The sequence below is a fragment of the Streptomyces sp. NPDC028991 genome (assembly GCF_055564775.1).
On record NZ_JBVHVP010000009.1, the window covers coordinates 94,520 to 118,596 of the forward strand.

Below are 24,077 nucleotides of genomic sequence, written 5' to 3' on the forward strand. Positions count from 1 at the left end.
CGCGCCGGTCAGCCGGCGTTCTTGAGCAGCGCCGCCACGATCGGGCCCGCGGTGTCACCGCCGTGCCCGCCCTGCTGGACCACGCCCGCCGCGGCCAGGTCGCCCTTGTACGCCGTGAACCAGCCGTTGGGCTTCTCCTGGCCGTCGACCTCCGCCGAGCCGGTCTTCGCCCCGGCGTCGCCGCCCACCCCGGCCATCGCCTCCGCCGCGGTGCCGGACGCCGCCGTGTAGGACATCAGCTCGCGCAGCTGCGCCAGCGTGGACGACGACATCGTGCGGGAGGCCGTGGCGAGCTTGCGGCCGTCGACCGACGGGGCGACCAGGTACGGCTGGTGGAAGCTGCCCGACTTCACGGTCGCCGCCACGGACGCCATGTTCAGCGGGTTCATCCGCACCCCGCCCTGGCCGATGAGCGAGGCGGCCATCGGGGCCGCGCTCTGCACCGGCACCGAGCCGTCGAAGGTGGGCACGCCGACCGACCAGTTGTTCATCGACAGGCCGAACACCTCCTTCGCCTGCTTGGTCAGGTCGTCGTTCGCCAGCTCCGGGGCCTGGCTGATGAAGGCCGTGTTGCAGGAGCGGGCGAAGCTCGCCTTGAAGGTGCCGTCCTTGATCTCGAACTTGTCGTCGTTCTGGAACTTCCAGCCGCCGTAGCCGAAGTACTTCGGGCAGGGGTGCTTCTCGTCCATCGACGCCAGGTCCTTCTCGATCAGCATCGAGGCGGTGACGACCTTCATCGTGGAACCGGGGGCCAGCGAGCCCTGGAAGGCGGTGTTGAAGCCGTGTCCGCCGTTGGCGACCGCGAGGACCTCACCCGTGGAGGCGCGCAGCAGGACCACCGACGCGCGGGCCTTGCCGGCCACCTGCTTCTCGGCGGCGGCCTGGAGGGCCGGGTCCAGGGTCGTCCGCACGGTGCCGGGCGTGCCCTCGCTCAGCTCCAGCAGCGTCTTGTCGGAGGCCTTGGCCGCCTTCGACTCCTTGCCGCGCACCACACGCAGTTCGACGCCCGGGGCCCCGCCGGCCTTCTCGCCGTACTTCTCGCGCAGGCCGTCCAGGACGGTGCCGAGCGACGGGTACTTCTCGGCGGTGAGCTCCGCGCCGTCCCGGTCCAGCGCCTTGACCGGCGGGTCCCCGGCCGCACCGGTGACCAGCTTGTCGCCGTCCTTCAGTTCCGGATGGACGACGGCGGCGTGCCAGTCGACGCGCGGCTCGCCGTCGCCGGCCCGGCGTACGACGCTCAGCGCGCTGTCGTACGCCAGCGGCTTCGTCGTCTTCTCGTGGACGACGGTGGCCTTCACGGCGAACGGGACCTTCTCCCCGGCCGGGGCGCCGGCGGTGAGCGTGACGTCCTTGACGCGGGCCTCCTGGGCGTAGCCGGTGAGCAGGGCCTTCGCGGCCTCTGCGTCGTCGGTCGCGGCGGCCGCCCCGGCGACGTCACCCCGCTGCCAGGCGGTCAGGAACCGCTCGGCCGTCGAGGTGGTCTCGGCCGCCGTGAGGGGGCCCGACTTCACCTTCTCCCCGGCCGCGGACGTCGTCCGGGCGCCGTCCCCGGTACCGGCCCCGCCGCCGTACACCGCGTAGGCACCGAATCCGGCGCCGGCCACGACCACCGCGGCCACGCTGCCGATCACGGCGGGTTTCGTCCTGCGCCGCTCGCCGGCGGCCCTTCTGCTGCCCACTGCGTCCCGTTCCTCCGCGGTGCCCGGACTCCCGGGATCCCTCGGTGCCCTCGTTGCCTCACGCTTCCAACGACGGCGACCACAGTAGAGGTACCCGCCGCGTCCGGTCCGCCTCAGCCACCCGCCCGCAGCACGTCCGCCACGATCGGACCGGCCGCGTCGCCTCCGTGGCCGCCCTCCTCGGTCATGGCCGCCGCCGCGACGTCGTTCCGGAAGCCGGTGAACCAGCTGTTGGACGTGGTCTGCCCGTCGACCTCGGCCGAGCCGGTCTTGGCGCCGATGTCGCCGCCGAGTCCGGACATGGCCGCGGCGCCGGTCCCCTGGGTGGCGGTGAGCCGCATCATCTGCTTGAGCTGGGCGGCGGTGCTCCGCGGCAGGCCCTTGGCGGTGGCGAGCTTCCGGTCGTCCAGGCCGGGCGGGACCAGGTAGGGCTGGCGGAACTCGCCGGTGATGGCGGTCGCCGTCACCGAGGCCATGTTCAGCGGGTTCATCTGGACCTGGCCCTGGCCGATGGCGCCCGCCGCGCGGTCCGGGCCGCTCACGGCGGGGACCTTGCCGTCGAAGGAGACGATGCCGGTCTGCCAGTCGTTCCGCCCGAGCCCGAAGCGCTCCTGGGCCTCCGTCGTCAGCGAGGCGTCCGTGAGCGGTTCCTCGTCGATGAGCTTGATGAAGCCGGTGTTGCAGGACCGCATGAAGGTGTTGGCGAGGGTGGCGCCCTCATTGGCCTTCATGCCGGTGAGGTTCTTGAAGGTCTGGCTCTGCCAGGTCGCCGTGTCCGGGCAGGGCGCCGGTCCGTTCATCGAGGTCACGCCGTTGTCGATGAGCATCGCCGCGGTGATGATCTTCATGGTGGAGCCGGGGGCGACCTGTCCCTGGAAGGCCGCGTTGAAGCCGTCCGCGCGGTTGTTCGCCACGGCCAGCACCTCACCGGTGCTCGGCTTGACCGCGACCACCGAGGACTCGCCGTACCGCTTCACCGCCTTCTCGGCCGCCGCCTGGACGCTCGCGCTGAGCGTCGTCTCCAGCTTGCCGGGCTCGCCCTCGGTCAGCGTCAGCAGCGGCGTGTCGGGGGCGCCGGAGGCCGTGTGCCGGACCATCAGCTCGACGCCGGGGGTGCCGCCCGCCTTGTCGCCGTACTTCTCCCGGAGCTTGGCGATGACGGGGCCGAGGGAGGGGTACTTCTCCTTCGTCAGCACGGTGCCGTCGCGGCCGACCGCCTGGATCTGCGGGGTCGCCGACTCCTCGGTGGCCAGGGTGTCCCCGTCCTTCAGGCCGGGGTGGACGACGGACGGGTCCCAGTCGACCAGCGCGCGTCCGCTGCTCTCACCGCGCACCACCGTCAGCTTGCTCTTGTACGTCAGCGGCTTGGTCGCGCCCTCGTACGACACCTTCGCCTTCACGGTGAACGGCACGGCGGTGCCGGCCGCCGTGCCCGGCGTGATCTCGACGTCGGTGACGTGCGCGTCCTCGCCGTAGGCCGTCAGCAGCGTCCCGGCGACAGCGGCGTTGTTCGTGTACGACGCCGCGGCCGTCGCGTCCCCCTTCTCCCAGGCCGTGAAGAACTTCTCCGTCGTCTCCCCGACCTCGTCGCCGCTCGGCGGCCCGCTCTTGGCCGACGCCCCGGCGGCCCCCGAGCCCCCGCCGCCGTCCAGCGCCGATACGACGTTGTAGGCGCCGTACCCGGCCCCGCCCACCATCACGGCGAACACGCCGCCTATGACGGCGGCCTTCACCCCCCTGCCCATGGGCAGTCCCTCCCCGTCCGATCCCCGTTCAGTACATCCACCCGCTGTCTTGAACGCGTTCAGAAGCGGTGGTCGGTTGCACTCTATGTGCACCGTGTGACCGCCGGTACGGATGTTTCCGGATGGTGGCCGAATGGAGATGCGGCGTTTCCGGGCCCGGCCTCAGACCCAGGTGTCCAGCCACATCCGGGCCCGCCAGTCCTCCATCGGGATCGCGGTGCCCGTGTAGATGGGCCAGAAGTAGATGAAGTTCCACGCGATCAGCAGCACCAGTACGCCCGCGCCCGTGGCCCCCGCGATCCGCCGGGTGTCGCCGCAGCCCGGCCGTCCCACGATCGCCCCCAGCAGCATCGCCACCGCCAGGCACAGGAACGGCAGGAAGACGACGGCGTAGAAGAGGAAGATGGTGCGCTCCTGGTACAGGAACCAGGGCAGATAGCCGGCCGCGATGCCACAGGCGATGGCGCCCGCGCGCCAGTCCCGGCGGAAGGCCCAGCGCCACAGGACGTACAGCAGCGCGAAGCAGCCCACCCACCACAGCAGCGGAGTGCCGAGCGCCAGGACCTCGCGGGCGCACTTCCCGCCCGCGTCGGCCGGGCAGCCGTCGGAACCGGCCGCCGGCGACTCGTAGAAGTAGGAGACCGGACGGCCCAGGACGATCCAGCTCCAGGGGTTCGACTGGTAGGTGTGCGGCGAGGTGAGGTTGGTGTGGAACTCCAGCACCTGCGACTCGTAGTGCCACAGGCTGCGCCACCAGTCCGGGAGGAGCCAGGACCAGGAGCTGTCCTTGCCGTCGTTCGCCGCCCAGTCGCGGTAGTAGCCGCCGGTGCCGTCGGCGGGGGAGAGGATCCAGCCCAGCCAGGACAAAACGTACGTGGCGAGCGCGACCGGCACCGTGGACAGGAACGCCCAGCCCAGGTCGTACCTCAGCACCGCCAGATGCGGCCGGTGGGCGCCCGCGACCCGGCGGGTGCCGACGTCCCACAGCACGGCCAGCACGCAGAAGGCCGCCATGATGTAGAGGCCGTTCCACTTGGTGGCCGCCGCCAGGCCCAGCATCAGCCCCGCCGCCAGCCGCCACGGACGCCACCCGAAGCGGAACGTCTCGGCGAGGTGCGCGTCCGGCCGGACCCGGCCGTCCTCGTCCACCGGCAGCGCGGCGGCGAGTCTCCCGCGGGCCCAGTCGCGGTCGGCGACCAGGCAGCCGAAGGCGGCGAGCACGAAGAACATCAGCACGCTGTCCAGCAGCGCGGTGCGGCTCATCACGAAGTGCAGCCCGTCGAGCGCCATCAGCGTGCCGGCCAGGCACCCCAGGAACGTGGAGCGGAACAGCCGGCGCCCGATCCGGCACAGCAGCAGGACCGACAGCGTGCCGAGCAGTGCCGTCATGAACCGCCAGCCGAACGGGTCGAACCCGAACAGCAGTTCGCCCAGGCCGATGACGTACTTGCCGACCGGCGGATGCACGACGTACGCCGGGTCCGTCGGGATCGGGACGTCGCCGCCCGAGTTCAGGATCAGGTCGTTGGCGTTCTTGTCCCAGTTGACCTCGAAACCGCGGTGGATCAGCGCCCAGGCGTCCTTGGCGTAGTACGTCTCGTCGAATATCACCGCCTTCGGGCTGCCCAGGTTCCAGAACCGCAGCACGCCCGCCAGCAGCGCCACCAGCAGCGGCCCGCCCCACGCCGACCAGCGCACGATCCGGTCGGCCGGCGCCTTGGCCAGGCCAAGGAAGGCCCACAGGCGCGGACCGGGGCTCGTGTACGGCGGCACCAGCCGGTCGCGGACGTCGCCGGCCGCGGGCCCCGCCGCGTAGCCGAATCGGCGCAGCCGCTGCTGCCAGGTGGGCCGCCGGTCGTGCGGGGTCTGGTCCTGCCGGGTGTCCGTGGAGGACGCGGTACTGGTCACCGCGCCATCGTAGGGAACCGCGCTGTGCACGTCCCGCGCATGGCCCTCACCGGTGGGCCGGACGCGTCCTGGCGGGAGGACGTCCGCCCGGTCCTGGGAGGATGGGGGCGTGACTGGAACCCTTGTACTCGCGGGCACCCCCATCGGCGACGTCCGGGACGCCCCGCCGCGGCTCGCCGAGGAACTGGCCGGCGCGGACGTCGTCGCCGCCGAGGACACCCGGCGGCTGCGCCGGCTCACCCAGGCGCTCGGCGTCACCCCCGGGGGGCGTGTCGTGTCGTACTTCGAGGGCAACGAGTCCGCCCGTACACCCGAGCTGGTCGAAGAGCTGGCGGGCGGTGCGCGGGTGCTGCTGGTGACCGACGCCGGGATGCCGTCCGTGTCCGACCCCGGCTACCGGCTGGTCGCCGCCGCCGTCGAGCGGGACGTCCGGGTGACCGCCGTGCCCGGCCCGTCCGCCGTGCTCACCGCGCTCGCCCTGTCCGGGCTGCCGGTCGACCGGTTCTGCTTCGAGGGCTTCCTGCCGCGCAAGGCCGGCGAACGGCTCTCGCGGCTTCGGGAGGCCGCCGAGGAGCGCCGGACCCTCGTCTACTTCGAGGCCCCGCACCGCCTCGACGACACCCTCGCCGCCATGGCCGAGGTCTTCGGCACCGACCGGCGGGCCGCCGTCTGCCGGGAACTGACCAAGACCTACGAGGAGGTCAGGCGCGGCGGGCTGGGCGAGCTGGCCGCCTGGGCCGCCGAGGGCGTGCGCGGCGAGATCACCGTCGTCGTCGAGGGCGCGCCGGAGAAGGGGCCCGAGGAGTTCGGCGCCGAGGAACTGGTGCGCCGGGTGCGGGTGCGCGAGGAGGCGGGGGAGCGGCGCAAGGAGGCGATCGCCGCGGTGGCCGCACAGGTGGGCGTGCCCAAGCGGGAGGTGTTCGACGCGGTGGTGGCGGCGAAGAACGCGGGGGCCTGATCCGGGAACGCGAGGCCGGTCCGGGGGCGGGGGCCTGATCCGGGAACGGGGGGCCTGATCCGGCCGCGCTTGACCCGGCGCTGACCTTTCGGCCCTTGCGCCAAGGGCATCTCAAATCGGCCCAAACACTCGGCAGATCCAGTGCTTTCCCGCCGGTGGAGGAGTCCACTGGACGAAGGAGCGGAAAGCACCGTCAGCGAACCGAGGGAGCCGGGATGAGCATGAGTGAGAGCGCGCCGCGGACCGGACTGCGTGCCGGAGCCACCGCCGTCGTCCACGAGTCGTACTCCTTCGCGTGCATGCGCTGCGGGCACGGCTGGGAGCAGTCCTTCGAGATCGAGCACCACAAGGACGGCGACGGTCACGAGTTCGTGCTCTACGTCGCGGACGGCCGCGTCGTGCCGTCCCCGCTGACCCGGCCGACCTGCGCCAACTGCGACAGCCACGTCGTACGGATCATGCGGCCGGGGCGGGTCGCCTCCGTGCGCGGCGCCTCGCACGGCCTCCACCGGGTGCCGCCGGCCGGCCCGCTGGAGGTGCCGCAGGTGCCCGAGGTGCCGGGGCCGGGGACGCCGGGAAACGAGCCGGAGGGCCGGCACTGGCACCTGGCCGACGTCCTGAGCGCCCTCCACCTCCACCGCAGGGCGGGCTGACCCGGCAAAGGCCCGCGGGCCTTTCGTAGGATCGGAGGCATGCCTTCGAACGCCGCCCCGGGCCGGTCCGACAAGAACGACGCGCCCCCGCTCCCCGAACCCCTCCGGGTAGCGGTCGCCGACTCGCACACCCACCTCGACATGCAGTCGGGCACGGTGGAGGAGGCTCTCGCCAAGGCCGCCTCGGTCGGTGTCACCACGGTCGTCCAGGTCGGCTGCGACCTCGCCGGCTCCCGCTGGGCGGCCGAGACGGCGGCGGCGCACGACGCCGTCCACGCCACCGTCGCCCTGCACCCCAACGAGGCGCCGCGCATCGTGCACGGCGATCCCGACGGCTGGTCGAGGCAGGGGGCGCGGCTGCCCGGAGGGGACGCGGCGCTCGACGAGGCCCTCGCCGAGATCGACCGGCTGGCCGCGCTGCCCCAGGTCAAGGGCGTCGGAGAGACGGGACTGGACTACTTCCGCACCGGTCCCGAGGGCAAGGAGGCGCAGGAGCGGTCCTTCCGCGCCCACATCGAGATCGCCAAGCGGCACGGCAAGGCGCTGGTCATCCACGACCGCGACGCCCACGCCGACGTGCTGCGCGTCCTCAAGGAGGAGGGCGCGCCCGAGCGCACCGTCTTCCACTGCTACTCCGGCGACGCCGAGATGGCCGAGCTCTGCGCGAGCGCCGGGTACTACATGTCCTTCGCCGGCAACGTCACCTTCAAGAACGCCCAGAACCTGCGCGACGCCCTCGCCCTCGCCCCGCCGGAGCTGGTCCTGGTGGAGACCGACGCGCCGTTCCTGACGCCGGTGCCCTACCGCGGCCGCCCCAACGCCCCCTACCTGGTGCCGGTCACGGTGCGTGCCATGGCCGGCGTACGGGGCGTCGACGAGGACACGCTGGCGACGGCACTGGCCGCGAACACGGCCCGCGCCTTCTCCTACTGAGGCCACGGTCGCCGAGGCCACGGCCGTCTGCGACACGGCCGTCTGCGACACGGGACGCCACGCTGCGTAGTCGCGTCGCTTTGGAGAGTGACGGACGCTCCGCTAGGTTCTGGGGGCCCGATCCGGACCCCCTGGAGCGTGTCGGCGTGATCAGAACGCAGTACGAGACCTTCGACACCTACGAGACGCACGCACCGTACGACGTGCACAGTGCGCCGACCCTGGCGTACGGCGACACCTACCGCCCCGCCCACGAGGCGACCGGGCCCGCGCTGCCCCGGCAGGGCGCTGCCCCGGCTCCGGCCCAGACCCAGGCCCAGGCCCCGGTCTCGGTCCCGGCCACGGCCCTGGCTTCCGTGCCGGGCGACGGGCGGGCCGCGCGCCGACGCCGCGAGCGGTGTGCCGGGCGCACGGACGGCTCGCTGCGCCGGCTGCTGCCGCGCGCGCTGGTCGTGGCGTTCCTCGCGGGCGGCACCACCGCCTTCGTCGCCGAGGACAAGGCGGTCGAGCTGACCGTCGACGGCACCCCGCGCACGCTGCACACCTTCGCCGACGACGTGACCGAGCTGCTCGCGGACGAGGGCGTCGAGGTGGGTGCCCACGACGTGATCGTCCCCGCGCCCGGCACCCCGCTGACCAGCGGTGAGGAGGTCGCCGTCCGCTACGGGCGGCCCCTCCTGCTCACCCTCGACGGCCGTCGGCGCCAGATGTGGACGACCGCGGAGACGGTGGAGGGGGCGCTGCGGCAGCTCGGCGTGCGGACGGAGGGCGCGTACCTGTCCACCGAGGGCTCCCGGCCCATCGGGCGGGAGGGCCTCGCCCTGAACGTGCGGACCGAGCGGGTGGTGACGGTCATGGCGGACGGCCGGGCCCGCACCGTCCGCACCAACGCCGCGACCGTGCGCGAGGCCGTCGAGGAGGCCGGGGTCACCCTGCGCGGCCAGGACACCACCTCCGTCCCGGCGACCGGCTTCCCCCGCGACGGGCAGACCGTCACGGTGCTGCGGATCACCGGCTCCGAGGAGGTCCACGAGGACCCGATCCCCTTCGCCGTGCACCGGGCCGACGACCCCTCCCTCTACCGGGGCACGGAGGTCGTCGAGCAGGCGGGGCAGCCCGGTCTGCGGCGGACCACCTACGCCCTGCGCACCGTCAACGGCGTCCGTGAGAAGCCGCGCCGCCTGCACACCGAGGTGGTGCGCGAACCGCGCCCGCAGATCGTGCGGGTCGGCACCCGCGCCCGGCCGGCGTCCGTGCGCGGCGCCGACCACCTGAACTGGCAGGGCCTGGCCGCGTGCGAGTCGGGCGGCCGCCCGGACGCCGTCGACCCCTCGGGGACGTACGGGGGCCTCTACCAGTTCGACACCCGCACCTGGCACAGCCTCGGCGGCGAGGGCCGCCCCCAGGACGCCCCGGCGTCGGAGCAGACGTACCGGGCGAAGAAGCTGTACGTACGCAGCGGCGCCGACTCCTGGCCACACTGCGGCGCACGCCTTCAGGACTGACCGGCCGGTCCGCCCCTCCCTCCTCCTCTCCCCTCCCCTCCCCTCCCCTCGGCCGGCCATTCGCGTCCCGTTCGCCCGGTCATCCCGTTCGTCCTCAAACCGTTGCCCCGACGCCCCCGCCGGCCGGGCGGCCGGTGCCGTCGGGGCCCCGCGCGCGACCCCGGCCGCCCCGCGTCCGTCCCCGGCTACCCTTGCGGGGTGAGCAGCCCCACCCCCGACGCCCTTCTTGGGCCCGCCGACGTCCGCGAACTCGCGGCCGCCCTCGGTGTGCGCCCCACCAAGCAGCGCGGCCAGAACTTCGTCATCGACGCGAACACGGTCCGCCGTATCGTCCGCACCGCCGAGGTACGCCCCGACGACGTGGTGGTCGAGGTGGGACCGGGTCTCGGCTCGCTCACCCTGGCCCTGCTGGAGGCCGCCGACCGGGTCACCGCCGTCGAGATCGACGACGTACTCGCCGGCGCCCTCCCCGCCACCGTCGCCGCCCGGATGCCAGAGCGCGCCGGCCGTTTCGCGCTCGTCCACTCCGACGCCATGCACGTGACCGGACTGCCGGGCCCCGCCCCGACCGCGCTGGTCGCCAACCTCCCGTACAACGTCGCCGTGCCCGTGCTGCTGCACATGCTCGACACGTTCCCGACCATCGAGCGCACCCTCGTCATGGTCCAGGCCGAGGTCGCCGACCGGCTCGCCGCAGGTCCCGGGAACAAGGTGTACGGCGTGCCCTCCGTGAAGGCCAACTGGTACGCCGAGGTCCGGCGGGCCGGATCCATCGGCCGCAACGTCTTCTGGCCCGCGCCGAACGTCGACAGCGGGCTGGTGTCACTCGTCCGGCGCAGTGAGCCGCTGAAGACCACCGCCTCCAGGCGCGAGGTCTTCGCCGTCGTCGACGCCGCGTTCGCCCAGCGCCGCAAGACCCTGCGGGCCGCCCTCGCCGGGTGGGCCGGTTCGGCGGCGGCCGCCGAGGCCGCCCTCGTCGCCGCGGGCGTGTCGCCGCAGGCGCGCGGAGAGGCGCTGACCGTGGAAGAGTTCGCGCGTATCGCCGAACACAAGGAGTGACGAGCAAGTGAGCGTGACGGTCCGCGTCCCCGCCAAGGTCAACGTCCAGCTCGCGGTCGGCGCCGCCCGCCCCGACGGCTACCACGACCTGGCCAACGTCTTCCTCGCCGTCTCCCTGTACGACGAGGTCACCGCGACCCCGGCCGCCGACGGACTCCGCGTGACCTGTGAGGGCCCGGACGCCGGCCAGGTGCCCCTCGACCGGACCAACCTCGCCGCCCGCGCGGCCGAGGCGCTCGCCGAGCGGTACGGCCGCAGCCCCGACGTGCACCTGCACATCGCCAAGGACATCCCCGTCGCCGGCGGCATGGCGGGCGGCAGCGCGGACGGCGCCGGCGCGCTGGTCGCCTGCGACGCCCTGTGGGGCACCGGCGCCTCGCGCGACGAACTGCTCGCGATCTGCGCCGAGCTGGGCAGTGACGTGCCCTTCAGCCTGGTCGGCGGGGCGGCGCTGGGCACCGGGCGGGGCGAGAAGCTGACCGAGCTGGAGGTCGGCGGTGACTTCCACTGGGTCTTCGCGATGGCCTCGCGCGGACTGTCCACGCCGGCCGTCTTCCGCGAGTTCGACCGGCTGGGGGAGGGCCTGGACATTCCCGAGCCGGTCGCCGCCCAGCCCGTGCTCGACGCCCTCGCCAAGGGCGACGCCGCCGCCCTCGCCGTGTCCGTCGCCAACGACCTCCAGCCCGCCGCGCTCTCCCTCTTCCCCGAGCTGTCCGACACCCTGGCTGCGGGGCGGGCGGCGGGGGCGCTGACCGCGCTGGTCTCGGGCTCCGGTCCGACCACGGCGTTCCTCGCCTCCGACGCGAAGTCGGCGTCCGACATCGCCGGGGTGCTGCGCGCCTCCGGCACCTGCCGCGACGTACGGACGGCGTCGGGTCCGGCGCCGGGGGCGACGGTCCGGGACTGAGCCCGGGGCGGGCCGGACTACCCTGGAGGGTCGATCGTCCCCCAGGCAGGAGAGAAATGGCCGTCAACCTGGTCAATGTCGAGAACGTCACCAAGGTGTACGGCACACGTGCGCTCCTCGACGGCGTGTCCCTCGGCGTCTCCGAGGGGGACCGCGTCGGCGTCGTCGGCCGCAACGGCGACGGTAAGACCACGATGATCCGAATGCTCGCCAAGCTGGAGGAGCCGGACACCGGCCGCGTCACCCACTCCGGCGGGCTGCGGCTCGGCGTCCTCACCCAGCACGACTCCCTCGACCCCGAGGCCACCGTCCGCCACGAGGTCATCGGCGACCTCGCCGACCACGAGTGGGCGGGCAACGCCAAGATCAGGGACGTGCTGACCGGGCTGTTCGGCGGCCTGGACATGCCGGGCTTCCCACAGGGGCTCGACACCGTCATCGGGCCGCTCTCCGGCGGCGAGCGGCGCCGTATCGCGCTCGCCAAGCTGCTCATCGACGAACAGGACCTCGTCGTCCTCGACGAGCCCACCAACCACCTCGACGTCGAGGGCATCGCCTGGCTCGCCCGGCACCTGCGCGAGCGCCGCTCCGCGCTGGTCTGCGTCACCCACGACCGGTGGTTCCTCGACCAGGTCTGCACCCGCATGTGGGACGTGCAGCGCGGCGACGTCTACGAGTACGAGGGCGGCTACTCCGACTACGTCTTCGCCCGCGCCGAGCGCGAGCGCATCGCCGCCACCGAGGAGACCAAGCGGCAGAACCTCGTCCGCAAGGAGCTGGCCTGGCTCCGGCGCGGCGCCCCCGCCCGCACCTCCAAGCCGCGCTTCCGCGTCGAGGCCGCCAACGAGCTGATCGCGGACGTCCCGCCGCCCCGGGACAGCAGCGAGCTGATGAAGTTCGCCTCGTCCAGGCTCGGCAAGACCGTGTTCGACCTGGAGGACGTCACCGTCCAGGCCGGTCCCAAGGTGTTGCTCAAGCACGTCACCTGGCAGCTCGGCCCCGGCGACCGCATCGGCCTCGTCGGTGTCAACGGCGCCGGCAAGACCTCCCTGCTGCGGGACCTCGCGGACGCGGCGTTCAGCGACGGGGAGCAGCAGCCCGCGGGCGGGCACGTCAAGGTCGGCAGGACCGTCAAGCTCGCCTACCTGTCCCAGGAGGTCGCCGAACTCGACCCCACCTGGCGGGTGCTGGAGGCCGTGCAGCGCGTCCGCGAGCGCGTCGACCTCGGCAAGGGCCGCGAGATGACCGCCGGGCAGCTGTGCGAGACGTTCGGCTTCGGCAAGGAGAAGCAGTGGACGCCGGTCGGCGACCTCTCCGGCGGTGAGCGGCGGCGGCTCCAGCTGCTCCGGCTCCTCATGGACGAGCCCAACGTCCTCTTCCTCGACGAGCCCACCAACGACCTCGACATCGAGACCCTGACCCAGCTCGAGGACGTGCTCGACGGCTGGCCCGGCTCGATGATCGTCATCTCCCACGACCGGTTCTTCGTCGAGCGCACCACCGACCGGGTCTTCGCCCTGCTCGGTGACGGCGCGCTCCGGATGCTGCCGCGCGGCATCGACGAGTACCTGGAGCGGCGCCGGCGCATGGAGGAGGCGGCCGCGGCCAGTGCTCCGGCCCCGGCGGCGAAGCCGGCCGCGGAGGTGCCCGAGAAGAGCGCCGCCGACGTGCGCGCCGCCAAGAAGGAGCTCCAGAAGATCGAACGGCAGCTCGACAAGGTCTCCGAGAAGGAGACCAAGCTGCACGCGCGGATCGCCGAGGACGCCACGGACTTCGCGAAGGTGGCGGAGCTGGACACCGAGCTGCGCGAACTGGCCGGACAGCGCGAGGAGTTGGAAATGCGCTGGCTGGAACTGGCCGAGGACGCCTGAGTCCGCCCTGCGCGCGGGGGGCGCGTGCGGCGTGAAGAGGGCGTGAAGGCCCGTAACAGAGGCATCACGGGCCGGTCCTCCCTTGGGAACAGGGGCGGACGCGGCCCGGTATGCGGTACGGCCCGGGTGATAGAAAGGCCGTCCGAGAACTGTCTGAATGACTGCCGTCAAACGACTCCGAGGCCAGCGCGTACCTCGGGACGTGGCTAGAAATCAGTGAGTAATAAGGGGGAACGCGCTGATGAGCCAGCCGCCCAATCAGCCGCCGCAGTCGGGTGGCTTCGGAGCACCGCAGGATCCACCACCGGGAGGCTTCGGGGCGCCGACCCCGCCGCCTCCGCAGGGCCCGCCGTCCGGTCCGCCGCCGCAGGCCGGGTACGGCTATCCGCAGCAGCAGCCGGGCCAGCCGGGCGCGTACGGACAGCCGGGCCAGCCGGGCCAGCCCGGTCCGTACGGACAGCCGGGCCCGTACAACTCCGGCCCGTACGCCCAGCCCCAGCAGCCCGGGCCGTACGGCCAGCAGCCCGGCTACGGCTATCCGCAGCCGCAGTTCCCCGGTGCGCCCGGGACCCCGCCGCCCGGCGGCTCAGGGTCCCGCAACCCCTTCAAGGGCAAGCCCGCCCTGGCGATCGGCGCCGCGGTCGCGGCCCTGGTCGTCATCGGCGGCAGCGTGTGGGCGGTCACCGCGAGCGGCGGCGACGACAAGGACAAGAAGCCCGTCGCCGGCAAGAGCGACGACCCCAAGCCCTCCGGCTCCGGCGGCGCGCCGGTCAATCCAGGCGACGGCAGGGGCGACGGCGGCGAGGACCCCGAGGATCTCAACGAGGGCCGCCAGGCAGGCGAGTCCAAGGTGCTCTGGTACAAGGAGGCGCCCGACGCCCCCGGCTCCGGCGCCGACGCCCCCGGCATGTGGATCACCGGCGAGACCGTGGTGAAGGCGGCGTACAAGCAGGTCTTCGCCTACGACGTCGGCGACGGCAAGCCCACCTGGGACCCGATCACCTTCCCGGAGAAGATCTGCGCGGTCACCCCGGAGAAGACGGCCGACGACAAGATCGTCGTCGCTTACATGAGTGGCTCCAGCGACCGCGCCAAGTGCAACCAGATGCAGGAGATCGACCTCGCCACCGGTGAGAAGGGCTGGAAGGAGGAGGTCGAGGACGGTGAGCTCTTCGACACCACCCTCTCCGTCGAGCTGAACGTCAGCGGCGACATCCTGATGGCCGGCCGCTCCCAGTCCGGCACCGCCTACGACGTCCGCAGCGGCAAGAAGCTGTACGACAAGAAGCGGTACGGCGACGCCTGCTTCCCCGCCGGCTTCGCGAGCGGACCGAAGACGATCATCCAGGTCGCCTCCTGCGGCGCCGGCGGCAACAACGCGCACGACGAGCTCCAGGGCCTCGACCCCAAGACCGGCAAGGTCCTTTGGACCTACAAGTACGACAAGGGCTGGCGGGTCGAGCGCGCCTACTCCGTCGACCCGCTCGTCGTCTACGCCACCAACGAGGACAAGAAGGTCTGGAACATCTCCACCTTCACCTCCAAGGGCAAGGTCCTCGAACAGGTCGGCGTCGACGAGGACTTCGCCCCCGAGTGCGGCTGGGCCATCCTCGACCGCGACCTCCAGGGCTGTGCGGGCGTCGCCGTCGCCGACAACACGCTCTACCTGCCGACCGAGGCGACCAGCGGCGCCAACGAGATCGTCGCGGTCAACCTCACCACCGGCAAGGAGAAGTGGCGCGCGAAGTCCCCCGCGGACGAGTCGATGATGCCGATGAAGATCGAGGGCGGCCAGCTCATCGCCTACGTGCAGCCGTCCTACGACGCCGGCGGCCAGGTCGTGTCGATCGCGACCGGCGGCAGCAGCCACAAGCCGGTCAAGCTGCTGCAGAACCCGCAGGGTGTCGCGGACATCGAGAACAGCTTCTACTCCAAGGCCATCGACTGGGTCGACGGGCGCTTCTACATCTCCACCACCCGCCTGACCGGCAACGACGAGTCGAAGGAGAAGTTGATGCTCGCCTTCGGCAAGTGACCTTCTCCGCCCGTGCCGTACGGCTCGCCCGTTCGGCGTGCTCCGTGCGCTCCGGCCGCCCAGGCCGGTTCGCCCGGCCGTTCCCGTCGTCTCCGCTCCCCGAGGTACTCACGTCATGACCCAGCCGCCGCCCCCGCCGCCCAACCAGCCCCCGCAGGGGGGAGGCTTCGGCCCGCCACAGGGCCGGCCGCCACAGCCGCCCACCCCGCCGTCGGGCGATGGGCCGAACCCCGGCAAGGCCCCCGAGCCGGGGTACGGCTACCCGCAGACGCCGGGAACACCTCCCGTGGCCCCGCACACGCCGCCGCAGGCGCCCGCGGCTCCGCCCACCCCGCCGACGGGTGCGCCGCAGCCGGGGTACGGGTATCCGCAGACTCCGCCGCAGCCCCAGCCTCAGCCCCAGCCCCAGCCCGGGTACGGCTACCCCGGTCAGCAGCCGGGTCAGCAGCCCGGCCCGTACGGACAGCCGACGCCGCCCTACGGCCAGCCGGGCCAGCCCGGTTACCCCGGCCAGCCCGGTCAGCCCGGTTACGGCTATCCGCAGGCGACCGTGCCGATGCAGGCCCAGGCCGGCGGGGCGGGCGGCGGACGCAAGATCAACGCCCAGCTGGCGATCATCGTCTCGGCCGTCGTCGCGATCGCCCTGATCATCGGCGGCGGTGTCTGGTACGCCGGCTCCACCGACGACGGGGGCAAGGACGACACCGCCGGCTCCAGCGGGGGCACCGGCGGCAAGGGCGGCACGGACGAGAAGGGCGGTGAGGGCGGCAAGTCCTCCGGCGGCGAGGAGAAGGTGCCTTCCGACCCCGCCTCCAAGGTGCTCTTCCAGGTGCCCGCGCCCGCGGTGAGCAAGGAGGACGACAGCGTCGTCGTCTCCGGCTCGTGGCTCACCGACAAGGTGTACGCCAAGAGCGGCATCGCCGAGATCGTCGGCTACGACCCCGACAAGGGCAGCAAGCAGTGGACGATCAAGCTGGACGGCCCCGTGTGCACGGCCAGCAAGCACGTCACCGACGACAACAAGACGGCCGTCGTCTACCAGCCCGCCATGCCGACCAAGGCCGAGCCCTCGCACGGCTGCACCCAGGTCGCGGTCATCGACCTGGACGCGGGCAAGAAGCTGTGGACGAAGACCGCCGGTGACCGGCCGATCTCCTTCGACAACGTCACGATCAGCGGTGACACCGTCGCCGCCGGCAGCACCGACGGCGGAGTGGCCTTCGGCATCGCCAAGGGCGACATCCTCTGGTCTCCGAAGACCACCGACACCTGCTACGACGCGGGCTACGGCGGCGGCGAGAAGCTGGTCGCGGTGCGCAAGTGCGGTTCGTACGACGCACGCCAGCTCAACATCCAGACCATCGACCCGAAGAGCGGGAAGGTGCTCTCCGAGTACAAGATGGCCAAGGGCATCGAGTACGCGGGCGTCGTGTCGACCAACCCGCTGGTCGTGGCCGCCGACGTCGGTGACTCCGCCGGTGACGGCAGCGGCATCTCGGACTTCTTCTCCATCGACAACAAGACCGGCAAGCTGCTCAACCGCATCTCCGCGCCGGGCGAGGAGTTCGCGGCCCGCTGCGACACCATCACCAAGATCGAGCACTGCTCGGGGCTCGCGGTCGGCAACGACCGGCTCTACATCCCGACCGAGGAGCACGAGGGCAGCGGCGAGTCGTACAGCCGGACCAACGAGGTCGTCGCCTTCGACCTGGCCACCGGCAAGCAGACCGGTCAGCGCGCCGACGCCGGTGACGGCTACACGATCACCCCGCTGCGCATGGACGGCGGCAACGTGATCGCCTACAAGCGCCCGCCGTACGACAAGGGCGGCCAGATCGTGAGCATCGACGGCGGGTCGTTCAAGCAGACCACGCTGCTGGAGAACCCGGCGACGGAGGCGGTGCGGGAGGTCGAGGCGAGCATGCTGCCGGAGTACTCCGAGATCCTCTACTCGCAGGGGCACCTGTACATGTCGCAGGTGTACGCCAGTGAGCCGACCAGCGCGGACGAGAAGGAGTACCTGGCCATCGGGTTCGGCACCGGCGGCTGAGGCCGCCCGGCGTTCCGGCACCTTCGCACCACCGCACCTCCGCACCTCCGCACCTCCGCACCACCGTCGCGGCCCCGTCCCTGTTCAGGGGCGGGGCCGTAGTGCGGGGGATTTCGGCGATCCCGGGCGGTTCTCGCCGGTAGGGGCAGCGCGACGTCGAGCCAGCGTGTAGCTTCCGGGGCAAGAAGGGCGGGGTCGGGGCCGGACCACGGGCGGGGGACCCGGGTGTCCTGCCGTCCGTGCCGGGGGTCTGGGTGACTGGGGGGTTGCTCTATGGGAGTACGGCTCATGGTGGTCGACGATCACCGATTGCTCGCCGAGGCGCTGGCTTCGGCGCTGAAGCTGCGCGGGCACCGGGTGCTCGCCGCGGCCGCGCCGGCCGCGGGTGCGGCGGAGCTCGTGATCAGCCGGGCGCCGGAGGTGTGCCTGCTGGGGACGGCGACACCGGCCGAGCCGGGGATCTTCGATCCGGTGGTACGGATCAAGCGGGAGCGTCCGCAGGTGGCGGTGCTGGTGCTGGGGCCCGTGCCGAACCCTCGCGGGATCGCGGCGGCGTTCGCGGCGGGGGCGTCGGGGTACGTCCGGCACGACGAGCGGATAGAGGCCGTCGAGCGGGCGATCATGAAGGCGCGGGCCGGGGAGGCGGCGGTGGCGCCGTCGCTGTTGCAGGGGGCGTTCGGTGAGCTGCTGAATCCGGCGGTCCAGCCCGACGACGAAGGGCAGCGGCTGTTGCAGATGCTCACGCCGAGGGAGGTGGAGGTCCTGGTCCGGGTCGCCGACGGCGAGGACACCCGGCTGATCGCGGCGGGGATGGGCATCGCTCCGTCCACGGCGCGTACGCACGTCCAGCGGGTGCTGATGAAGCTGGGCGTGGGGTCACGGCTGGAGGCGGCGGCCCTGGCCGCGCGCACGGGGCTGCTGGACCGGGCGGGCGCGGCCGGCGGTTGAGCCGGGAGCCGGCCACCCCTCCGCTCCCCGGGTGGCTGGAGGGAACCACGCCTCCACCCCCCCCATACCTGAACGGCCTGGGACTGCCCAGGGGCGGCACGGTGTGAGGCTGGGCGGCCCGCTCTGGGAGGCGAAGCGCCCAGCCGGCGCCCCGGGCCGAGGATCACCACCCCGCGCCCGCACCCCGCGGGGACCGACGCGGGGACCCACGCCCGGACCAGCGCCCGGACCAACGCGGGGGCCCATGCGGGGGCCCACGCCCGGACCAACGCGGGGGCCCACGCCCGGGCCCACGCCCGGACCAGCGCCCGCACCAACGCGGGCCCCCGCGCGGGGACCCGCGCCGGGTGCCCCGTGAACGACAGTCACGGGGCACCCGGCGTCATACCTCCGGCGGCCCCTCGTCGGAGGTCGGCGGCGGCGGTGCCGTCGGCCTCAGCTTCAGCCACACCAGGAAGAACAGCCCCAGTGCCAGCATCCCCAGCCCGGTCCACAGGTTGATGTTCACCCCCTGCGCCTTGTCGATCTCGTCGTCGGACGCCACGAAGCCCGCGATCGTCACGATGACGCCGTAGACGACGAACAGCCCGCCGATGATCCGCCGGATGTCGAACAGCCGCGCGGCCGTGACGGACTTGGTCTCCAGCTCGGAGACCTCGTCCTGGACGTTCTTGTCGGAGTAGGAATCAGACATGCTCTCTCAATCCTCCCGCGATCAGAACGAGAACGGGATGTAGCAGGCGGCGGCCAGTACGACCGCTCCCCAGCCCAGCAGCGCCGGCTTGCGGTACCACGCGTCGTCGCCCTTGGCGGGCGCCTCGGACATGCCGGGGGAGGTGGTGCCGTAGACCAGGCCCTGGAGGTCGGCGGTGGGCTTCGGCGCGGTGAACAGGGAGACGGCGACCATGACGACCGCGCCGGCCACGAAGCCCGCGATCGCGGAGACGAAGTTGGCGCCCTGGTCGGAGGGGATGTCGATGATGCCCTGCTCGTAGATGACGAAGTAGTTCACCATCGCCGCCGTGGTACCCGCGATCAGGCCCCAGAAGCCGGACTTCACGGACGCGCGCTTCCAGAACATGCCGATGATGAAGACCACGAACATCGGCACGTTGAAGAAGGAGAAGAGCGTCTGGAGATAGCTCATGATGTTGGAGAAGGACGACGCCAGGAAGGCCGTGCCGATCGAGGCCAGGACGCCGATCACGGTGATCAGACGGCCGAACCGGACGTAGTAGTCGTCCTCGCGGCCCTTCACGACGTACCTCGACCAGACGTCGTTGGTGAAGACCGTGTTGAAGGAGGAGATGTTCGCCGCCATGCCCGCCATGAAGGCGGCCAGGAGACCGGTCACCGCGATGCCCAGGACGCCGTTGGGCAGCAGCTGCTGCATCAGGTACGGGATCGCGTCGTTGTACTGGAGGTCCGAGCCGGGCGTGCCGATCTGCGGGACGAGGACGGCGGCGACCAGGCCCGGGATCATCACCACGAAGACGATGAAGATCTTCGGGAAGGCGGCGATGAGGGGGGTGCGCTGGGCCGCCGAGAGGTTCTTCGCGGACAGGGCGCGCTGCACCTCGGCGAAGTTCGTCGTCCAGTAGCCGAAGGAGAGCACGAAACCGAGGCCGAGGACGATGGTCAGCCAGTTGGCGCCCAGCGGGTTGTCGCTGCCGATCCCCGTGCCGCCCCACGCGGTCACGAAGTCGCCGCCGCGGGACTGGGTGAGCGAGTCGGACAGACCGCCCCAGCCGCCGACCCGCTTCAGGCCCAGGATGGTGATCGGGATGAGGCCGGCCAGGATCACGAAGAACTGGAGGACCTCGTTGTAGATCGCCGAGGACAGGCCGCCGAGCGTGATGTAGGCCAGGACGAAGAAGCCGGCGACGACGATGGCCACCCACTGGGGCCAGCCCAGCAGTGCCTCGACGACGATCGCGAGGGCGTAGAGGTTCACCCCGGCGATCAGGATGGCGGCGACGGCGAACAGGATCGAACTCAGCAGGTGTGCGGCCCTGTCGAAGCGCAGCAGCAGAAACTCCGGGACCGAGCGGACCTTCGAGCCGTAGTAGAACGGCATCATCACCAGGCCGAGGAAGACCATCGCCGGGATGGCGCCGATCCAGTACCAGTGGGTCGTGTAGACGCCGTACTGGGCGCTGTTCGCGGCCATGCCCAGGATCTCGGTGGCGCCCAGGTTGGCCGCGACGAAGGCGAGGCCGGTGACCCAGGCGGGCAGTGAGCGGCCGGACAGGAAGAAGTCCAGGCTGGTCTTGACCGAGCGGCGGGCGGCGAAGCCGATGCCGAGCACGACGACGAAGTAGATCCCGAGGATCGAGTAGTCGAGCCAGTTGGTGGGGAGTCGAAGCTCTGCGGATAGATATGTGGGGGTATGCATACGAACTCGCTTCGTTGCGCGAACTGATCCGAGCGGAACTTACGCCTCCGCGTTCAGTAATTGAACACTTCTGGTGGCGTTCTTTGTTTGATTGTGATGATCGGCGGGCTGGTTGGTTGCTGGTTGGTTGTGACGTGTTATGTTGGATTGTGTTGGGTGATTGGGTGCGGATGCAGGTGTAGAGGAGTCCGGCAGTGAAGAAGACCTCGACCCGGCTGGCCGACGGTCGCGAGCTCGTCTACTACGACCTGCGCGACGACACCGTGCGGGACGCCGTCGACCGCCGTCCGCTGGAGCGGACCGTCACCACCTCCGAGGTCCGCCGCGACCCGCTGCTCGGCGACTCGGTCGCCGTCGCCTCGCACCGCCAGGGCCGCATCTACCACCCGCCGGCCGACGAGTGCCCCCTGTGCCCCTCCCAGGGCGAGCGGCTGAGCGAGATCCCGGACGCGTCGTACGACGTGGTGGTCTTCGAGAACCGTTTCCCCTCGCTGGCCGGCGACTCCGGCCGCTGCGAGGTCGTCTGCTTCACCTCCGACCACAACGCCTCCTTCGCCGACCTGAGCGAGGAGCAGGCCGGGCTCGTGCTCGACGCCTGGACCGACCGCACCTCGGAGCTGTCCCATCTGCCCTCCGTCGAACAGGTCTTCTGCTTCGAGAACCGGGGCGCCGAGATCGGAGTGACGCTGGGTCACCCGCACGGGCAGATCTACGCCTACCCCTTCACCACGCCCCGCACCGCCCTGATGCTGCGCCAGGTGGCCGCGCACAAGGAGGCGACGGGCGGGGAGAACCTCTTCGACGCGGTGCTGGCGGAGGAACTGGCCGGTGAGCGGGCCGTCCTGGAGAGTGAGCACTGGGCCGCCTTCGTGCCCTACGCCGCGCACTGGCCGTACGAGGTGCACCTCTACCCCAAGCGGCGGGTGCCCGACCTGCTCGGACTCGACGAGGCGGCACGCACGGAATTCCCCCAGGTGTATCTGGAACTCTTGAGGCGCTTCGACCGGATCTTCGGCACCGGGGAGCCTCCGACGCCGTACATCGCGGCCTGGCACCAGGCCCCGTTCGGGCAGCTGGAGGACTTCGAGGGCGTGGTGCGGGACGACTTCGCGCTGCACCTCGAGCTTTTCACCATCCGCCGAACGTCCGGCAAGCTGAAGTTCCTCGCGGGCTCCGAGTCCGGCATGAACGTGTTCATCAACGACGTGCCCCCGGAGCGCGCGGCCGAGCGACTGCGAGAGGTAGCGAGTTGATGAGCGGTAAGTACCTGGTGACGGGCGGAGCGGGCTACGTCGGCAGCGTGGTCGCCCAGCACCTGCTGGAGGCCGGTCACGAGGTCGTCGTCCTCGACAACCTCTCGACGGGCTTCCGCGAGGGCGTGCCGAGCGGTGCCTCCTTCATCGAGGGCGACATCCGCGACGCCGCCAAATGGCTGGACCGGTCCTACGACGGCGTCCTCCACTTCGCCGCCTTCTCCCAGGTCGGCGAGTCGGTCGTGAAGCCCGAGAAGTACTGGGACAACAACGTCGGCGGCACCATGGCCCTGCTGGAGGCGATGCGCACGGCGGGTGTCCGCCGCCTCGTCTTCTCCTCCACGGCCGCCACGTACGGCGAGCCGGACGAGGTCCCGATCGTCGAGTCAGCGCCGACCAGGCCCACGAACCCCTACGGCGCCTCGAAGCTGGCCGTGGACCACATGATCACCGGCGAGGCGGCGGCCCACGGCCTGGGCGCGGTCTCGCTCCGCTACTTCAACGTCGCGGGCGCGTACGGGGAGTACGGCGAGCGCCACGACCCCGAGTCCCATCTGATCCCCCTGGTCCTCCAGGTGGCGCAGGGCGGGCGCGAGGCGATCTCCGTCTTCGGCGACGACTACCCGACGCCGGACGGCACCTGCGTACGCGACTACATCCACGTCGCCGACCTGGCCGACGCCCACCTGCTCGCCCTGGACGCGGCGGCCCCCGGCGAGCACCTCATCTGCAACCTGGGCAACGGCAACGGCTTCTCCGTCCGCGAGGTCGTCGAGACCGTCCGCCGGGTGACGGGCCATCCGATCCCCGAGGCCGTGGCCCCGCGCCGGGGCGGCGACCCGGCGGTCCTGGTGGCCTCCGCGGACACCGCCCGCGAGAAACTGGGCTGGAACCCGTCGCGCGCGGACCTCGCGGGGATCGTCGCGGACGCGTGGGAGTTCGCGCAGCGGCGCGCGGGCTAGTACATACGGACTTACCGGAAGGGCGAGGGGTCAGGGCATGGGCGAGGCTGTGGCTGAGGCTGTCGGCGAGCGGTTCCGGGAGCTGTACGGGGCGGACCCCGAGGGGGTGTGGGCGGCTCCGGGCCGGGTGAACCTCATCGGCGAGCACACCGACTACAACGACGGCTTCGTCATGCCGTTCGCCCTGCCGCACACGGCCGTCGCGGCGGTCTCCCGGCGCGACGACGGCGTGCTGCGCCTGCACTCGGCGGACATCGCGGCCGACCCGGTCGAGCTGCGCGTCGCGGACCTCACCCCCGAGTCGGACAAGTCCTGGACCGCGTACCCCTCGGGTGTCGTCTGGGCACTGCGCGAAGCCGGCCACGAGCTGACCGGCGCCGACATCCACCTGGCCTCGACGGTCCCGTCCGGCGCGGGCCTGTCCTCCTCGGCGGCCCTGGAGGTCGTCATCGCCCTCGCCCTGAACGACCTCCACTCCCTCGGCCTGCGCGGCTGGCAACTGGCCCGCCTGTGCCAGCGCGCGGAGAACGTCTACGTCGGCGCCCCCGTCGGCATCATGGACCAGACCGCGTCGGCCTGCTGCGAGGCCGGCCACGCCCTCTTCCTCGACACCCGCGACCTCTCCCAGCGGCAGATCCCCTTCGACCTCGCCGCCGAGGGCATGCGCCTCCTCGTCGTCGACACGCAGGTCAAGCACTCCCACAGCGAGGGCGAGTACGGCAAGCGCCGCGCCGGCTGCGAGAAGGGCGCCGCGCTGCTGGGCGTGGACGCGCTGCGCGACGTGCCGTACGCGGAGCTCGACTCGGCCTTGGAGCGCCTGGCCGACGACGAGGAGGTGCTCCGTCTGGTCCGGCACGTCGTCACGGAGGACGAGCGCGTAGAGCGGGTGGTGTCATTGCTGGAGTCCGGCGACACCCGCGCCATCGGCCCCGTCCTGGTCGAGGGCCACACCTCCCTGCGCGACGACTTCCGCATCTCCTGCCCGGAACTCGACCTGGTCGTCGACACGGCCCTCGCCGCCGGCGCCCTCGGCGCCCGCATGACCGGCGGCGGCTTCGGCGGCTCGGCGATCGTCCTGGCGGAGGAGTCCGACGTCGACGCCATCACCAAGGCGGTGGAGGAGTCCTTCGCGACGGCGGCCTTCACCGCGCCCCGCGTGTTCGAGGCGGTGCCTTCGGCGGGGGCGCGGCGGGTGGGGTGACGGGCGGGGCGAGGG

Annotated in this window: 18 protein-coding genes; 13 read left to right on the top strand and 5 right to left on the bottom strand. The window is 72.0% G+C overall.

The annotated features are described in order from the left end of the window. Positions 1-8: 8 nt before the first annotated feature. From ACZ4V1_RS19865 to ACZ4V1_RS19875, 3 genes are all read right to left on the bottom strand, one after another. Positions 9-1,679, bottom strand: a complete 1,671-nt coding sequence (locus tag ACZ4V1_RS19865; RefSeq protein WP_468337546.1) for a penicillin-binding transpeptidase domain-containing protein — start codon at positions 1,677-1,679, stop codon at positions 9-11. A 113-nt stretch (positions 1,680-1,792) separates the two neighbouring features. Continuing rightward, the gene (locus tag ACZ4V1_RS19870; RefSeq protein ID WP_468337549.1) at positions 1,793-3,424 is read right to left on the bottom strand and encodes a penicillin-binding transpeptidase domain-containing protein; all 1,632 of its coding nucleotides are present in this window, start codon (positions 3,422-3,424) and stop codon (positions 1,793-1,795) included. 162 nt (positions 3,425-3,586) lie between these two features. Then, positions 3,587-5,332 (bottom strand): dolichyl-phosphate-mannose--protein mannosyltransferase, encoded by a 1,746-nt coding sequence (locus tag ACZ4V1_RS19875; protein ID WP_468337551.1) that lies wholly within the window; start codon positions 5,330-5,332, stop codon positions 3,587-3,589. A 109-nt stretch (positions 5,333-5,441) separates the two neighbouring features. On the opposite strand from ACZ4V1_RS19875, the gene rsmI reads away from it, so the two are divergent. The 10 genes from rsmI (at position 5,442) to ACZ4V1_RS19925 (ending at position 18,251) form a co-directional block, all read left to right on the top strand. Further along, a complete protein-coding gene (rsmI, locus tag ACZ4V1_RS19880) occupies positions 5,442-6,290 on the top strand; it encodes a 16S rRNA (cytidine(1402)-2'-O)-methyltransferase (RefSeq protein WP_468337554.1) in 849 nt (282 codons plus the stop codon). A 221-nt stretch (positions 6,291-6,511) separates the two neighbouring features. Beyond that, entirely contained in the window at positions 6,512-6,943 is a 432-nt protein-coding gene (locus ACZ4V1_RS19885) for a hypothetical protein (protein WP_468337557.1), read from the top strand. Positions 6,944-6,982: 39 nt separating this feature from the next. Continuing rightward, positions 6,983-7,876, top strand: a complete 894-nt coding sequence (locus ACZ4V1_RS19890; RefSeq protein WP_468337560.1) for a TatD family hydrolase — start codon at positions 6,983-6,985, stop codon at positions 7,874-7,876. Positions 7,877-8,022: 146 nt separating this feature from the next. Further along, the gene (locus tag ACZ4V1_RS19895; RefSeq protein ID WP_468337564.1) at positions 8,023-9,381 is read left to right on the top strand and encodes a ubiquitin-like domain-containing protein; all 1,359 of its coding nucleotides are present in this window, start codon (positions 8,023-8,025) and stop codon (positions 9,379-9,381) included. A gap of 198 nt (positions 9,382-9,579) precedes the next feature. Further along, a complete protein-coding gene (rsmA, locus tag ACZ4V1_RS19900; RefSeq protein WP_468337567.1) occupies positions 9,580-10,440 on the top strand; it encodes a 16S rRNA (adenine(1518)-N(6)/adenine(1519)-N(6))-dimethyltransferase RsmA in 861 nt (286 codons plus the stop codon). Between the two features lie 7 nt (positions 10,441-10,447). Then, the gene (locus ACZ4V1_RS19905) at positions 10,448-11,347 is read left to right on the top strand and encodes a 4-(cytidine 5'-diphospho)-2-C-methyl-D-erythritol kinase (RefSeq protein ID WP_468337570.1); all 900 of its coding nucleotides are present in this window, start codon (positions 10,448-10,450) and stop codon (positions 11,345-11,347) included. A gap of 56 nt (positions 11,348-11,403) precedes the next feature. Further along, the gene (locus tag ACZ4V1_RS19910; RefSeq protein WP_468337572.1) at positions 11,404-13,218 is read left to right on the top strand and encodes an ABC-F family ATP-binding cassette domain-containing protein; all 1,815 of its coding nucleotides are present in this window, start codon (positions 11,404-11,406) and stop codon (positions 13,216-13,218) included. A 241-nt stretch (positions 13,219-13,459) separates the two neighbouring features. Further along, positions 13,460-15,253 carry an outer membrane protein assembly factor BamB family protein gene (locus ACZ4V1_RS19915; protein ID WP_468337575.1) on the top strand — a complete coding sequence of 598 codons (1,794 nt, stop codon included), beginning with the start codon at positions 13,460-13,462 and terminating at the stop codon, positions 15,251-15,253. A 115-nt stretch (positions 15,254-15,368) separates the two neighbouring features. Then, positions 15,369-17,303: an outer membrane protein assembly factor BamB family protein gene (locus tag ACZ4V1_RS19920; RefSeq protein WP_468337579.1), complete on the top strand. Its 1,935-nt coding sequence runs from the start codon at positions 15,369-15,371 to the stop codon at positions 17,301-17,303. A 273-nt stretch (positions 17,304-17,576) separates the two neighbouring features. Beyond that, positions 17,577-18,251: a helix-turn-helix transcriptional regulator gene (locus ACZ4V1_RS19925; RefSeq protein WP_468337582.1), complete on the top strand. Its 675-nt coding sequence runs from the start codon at positions 17,577-17,579 to the stop codon at positions 18,249-18,251. 382 nt (positions 18,252-18,633) lie between these two features. On the opposite strand, the gene ACZ4V1_RS19930 is transcribed toward ACZ4V1_RS19925, so the two are convergent. Together ACZ4V1_RS19930 and ACZ4V1_RS19935 are read right to left on the bottom strand one after the other, a co-directional pair. Then, entirely contained in the window at positions 18,634-18,945 is a 312-nt protein-coding gene (locus ACZ4V1_RS19930) for a hypothetical protein (RefSeq protein ID WP_468337585.1), read from the bottom strand. A 21-nt stretch (positions 18,946-18,966) separates the two neighbouring features. Next, a complete protein-coding gene (locus ACZ4V1_RS19935) occupies positions 18,967-20,646 on the bottom strand; it encodes a sodium:solute symporter family protein (RefSeq protein ID WP_468337587.1) in 1,680 nt (559 codons plus the stop codon). 194 nt (positions 20,647-20,840) lie between these two features. Here ACZ4V1_RS19935 and galT point away from each other — a divergent pair, with 194 nt between their 5' ends. From galT to galK, 3 genes are read left to right on the top strand one after another with little or no spacing between them, the layout of a single operon-like run. Beyond that, the gene (gene galT / locus ACZ4V1_RS19940; RefSeq protein WP_468337590.1) at positions 20,841-21,899 is read left to right on the top strand and encodes a galactose-1-phosphate uridylyltransferase; all 1,059 of its coding nucleotides are present in this window, start codon (positions 20,841-20,843) and stop codon (positions 21,897-21,899) included. Continuing rightward, complete coding sequence (galE, locus tag ACZ4V1_RS19945) at positions 21,899-22,861, top strand: UDP-glucose 4-epimerase GalE (protein ID WP_468337593.1); 963 nt, start codon at positions 21,899-21,901, stop codon at positions 22,859-22,861. The genes galT and galE overlap by 1 nt, the downstream gene beginning before the upstream one ends. Before the next feature lie 37 nt (positions 22,862-22,898). Further along, entirely contained in the window at positions 22,899-24,062 is a 1,164-nt protein-coding gene (galK, locus tag ACZ4V1_RS19950) for a galactokinase (protein ID WP_468337596.1), read from the top strand. Positions 24,063-24,077: the final 15 nt, after the last annotated feature.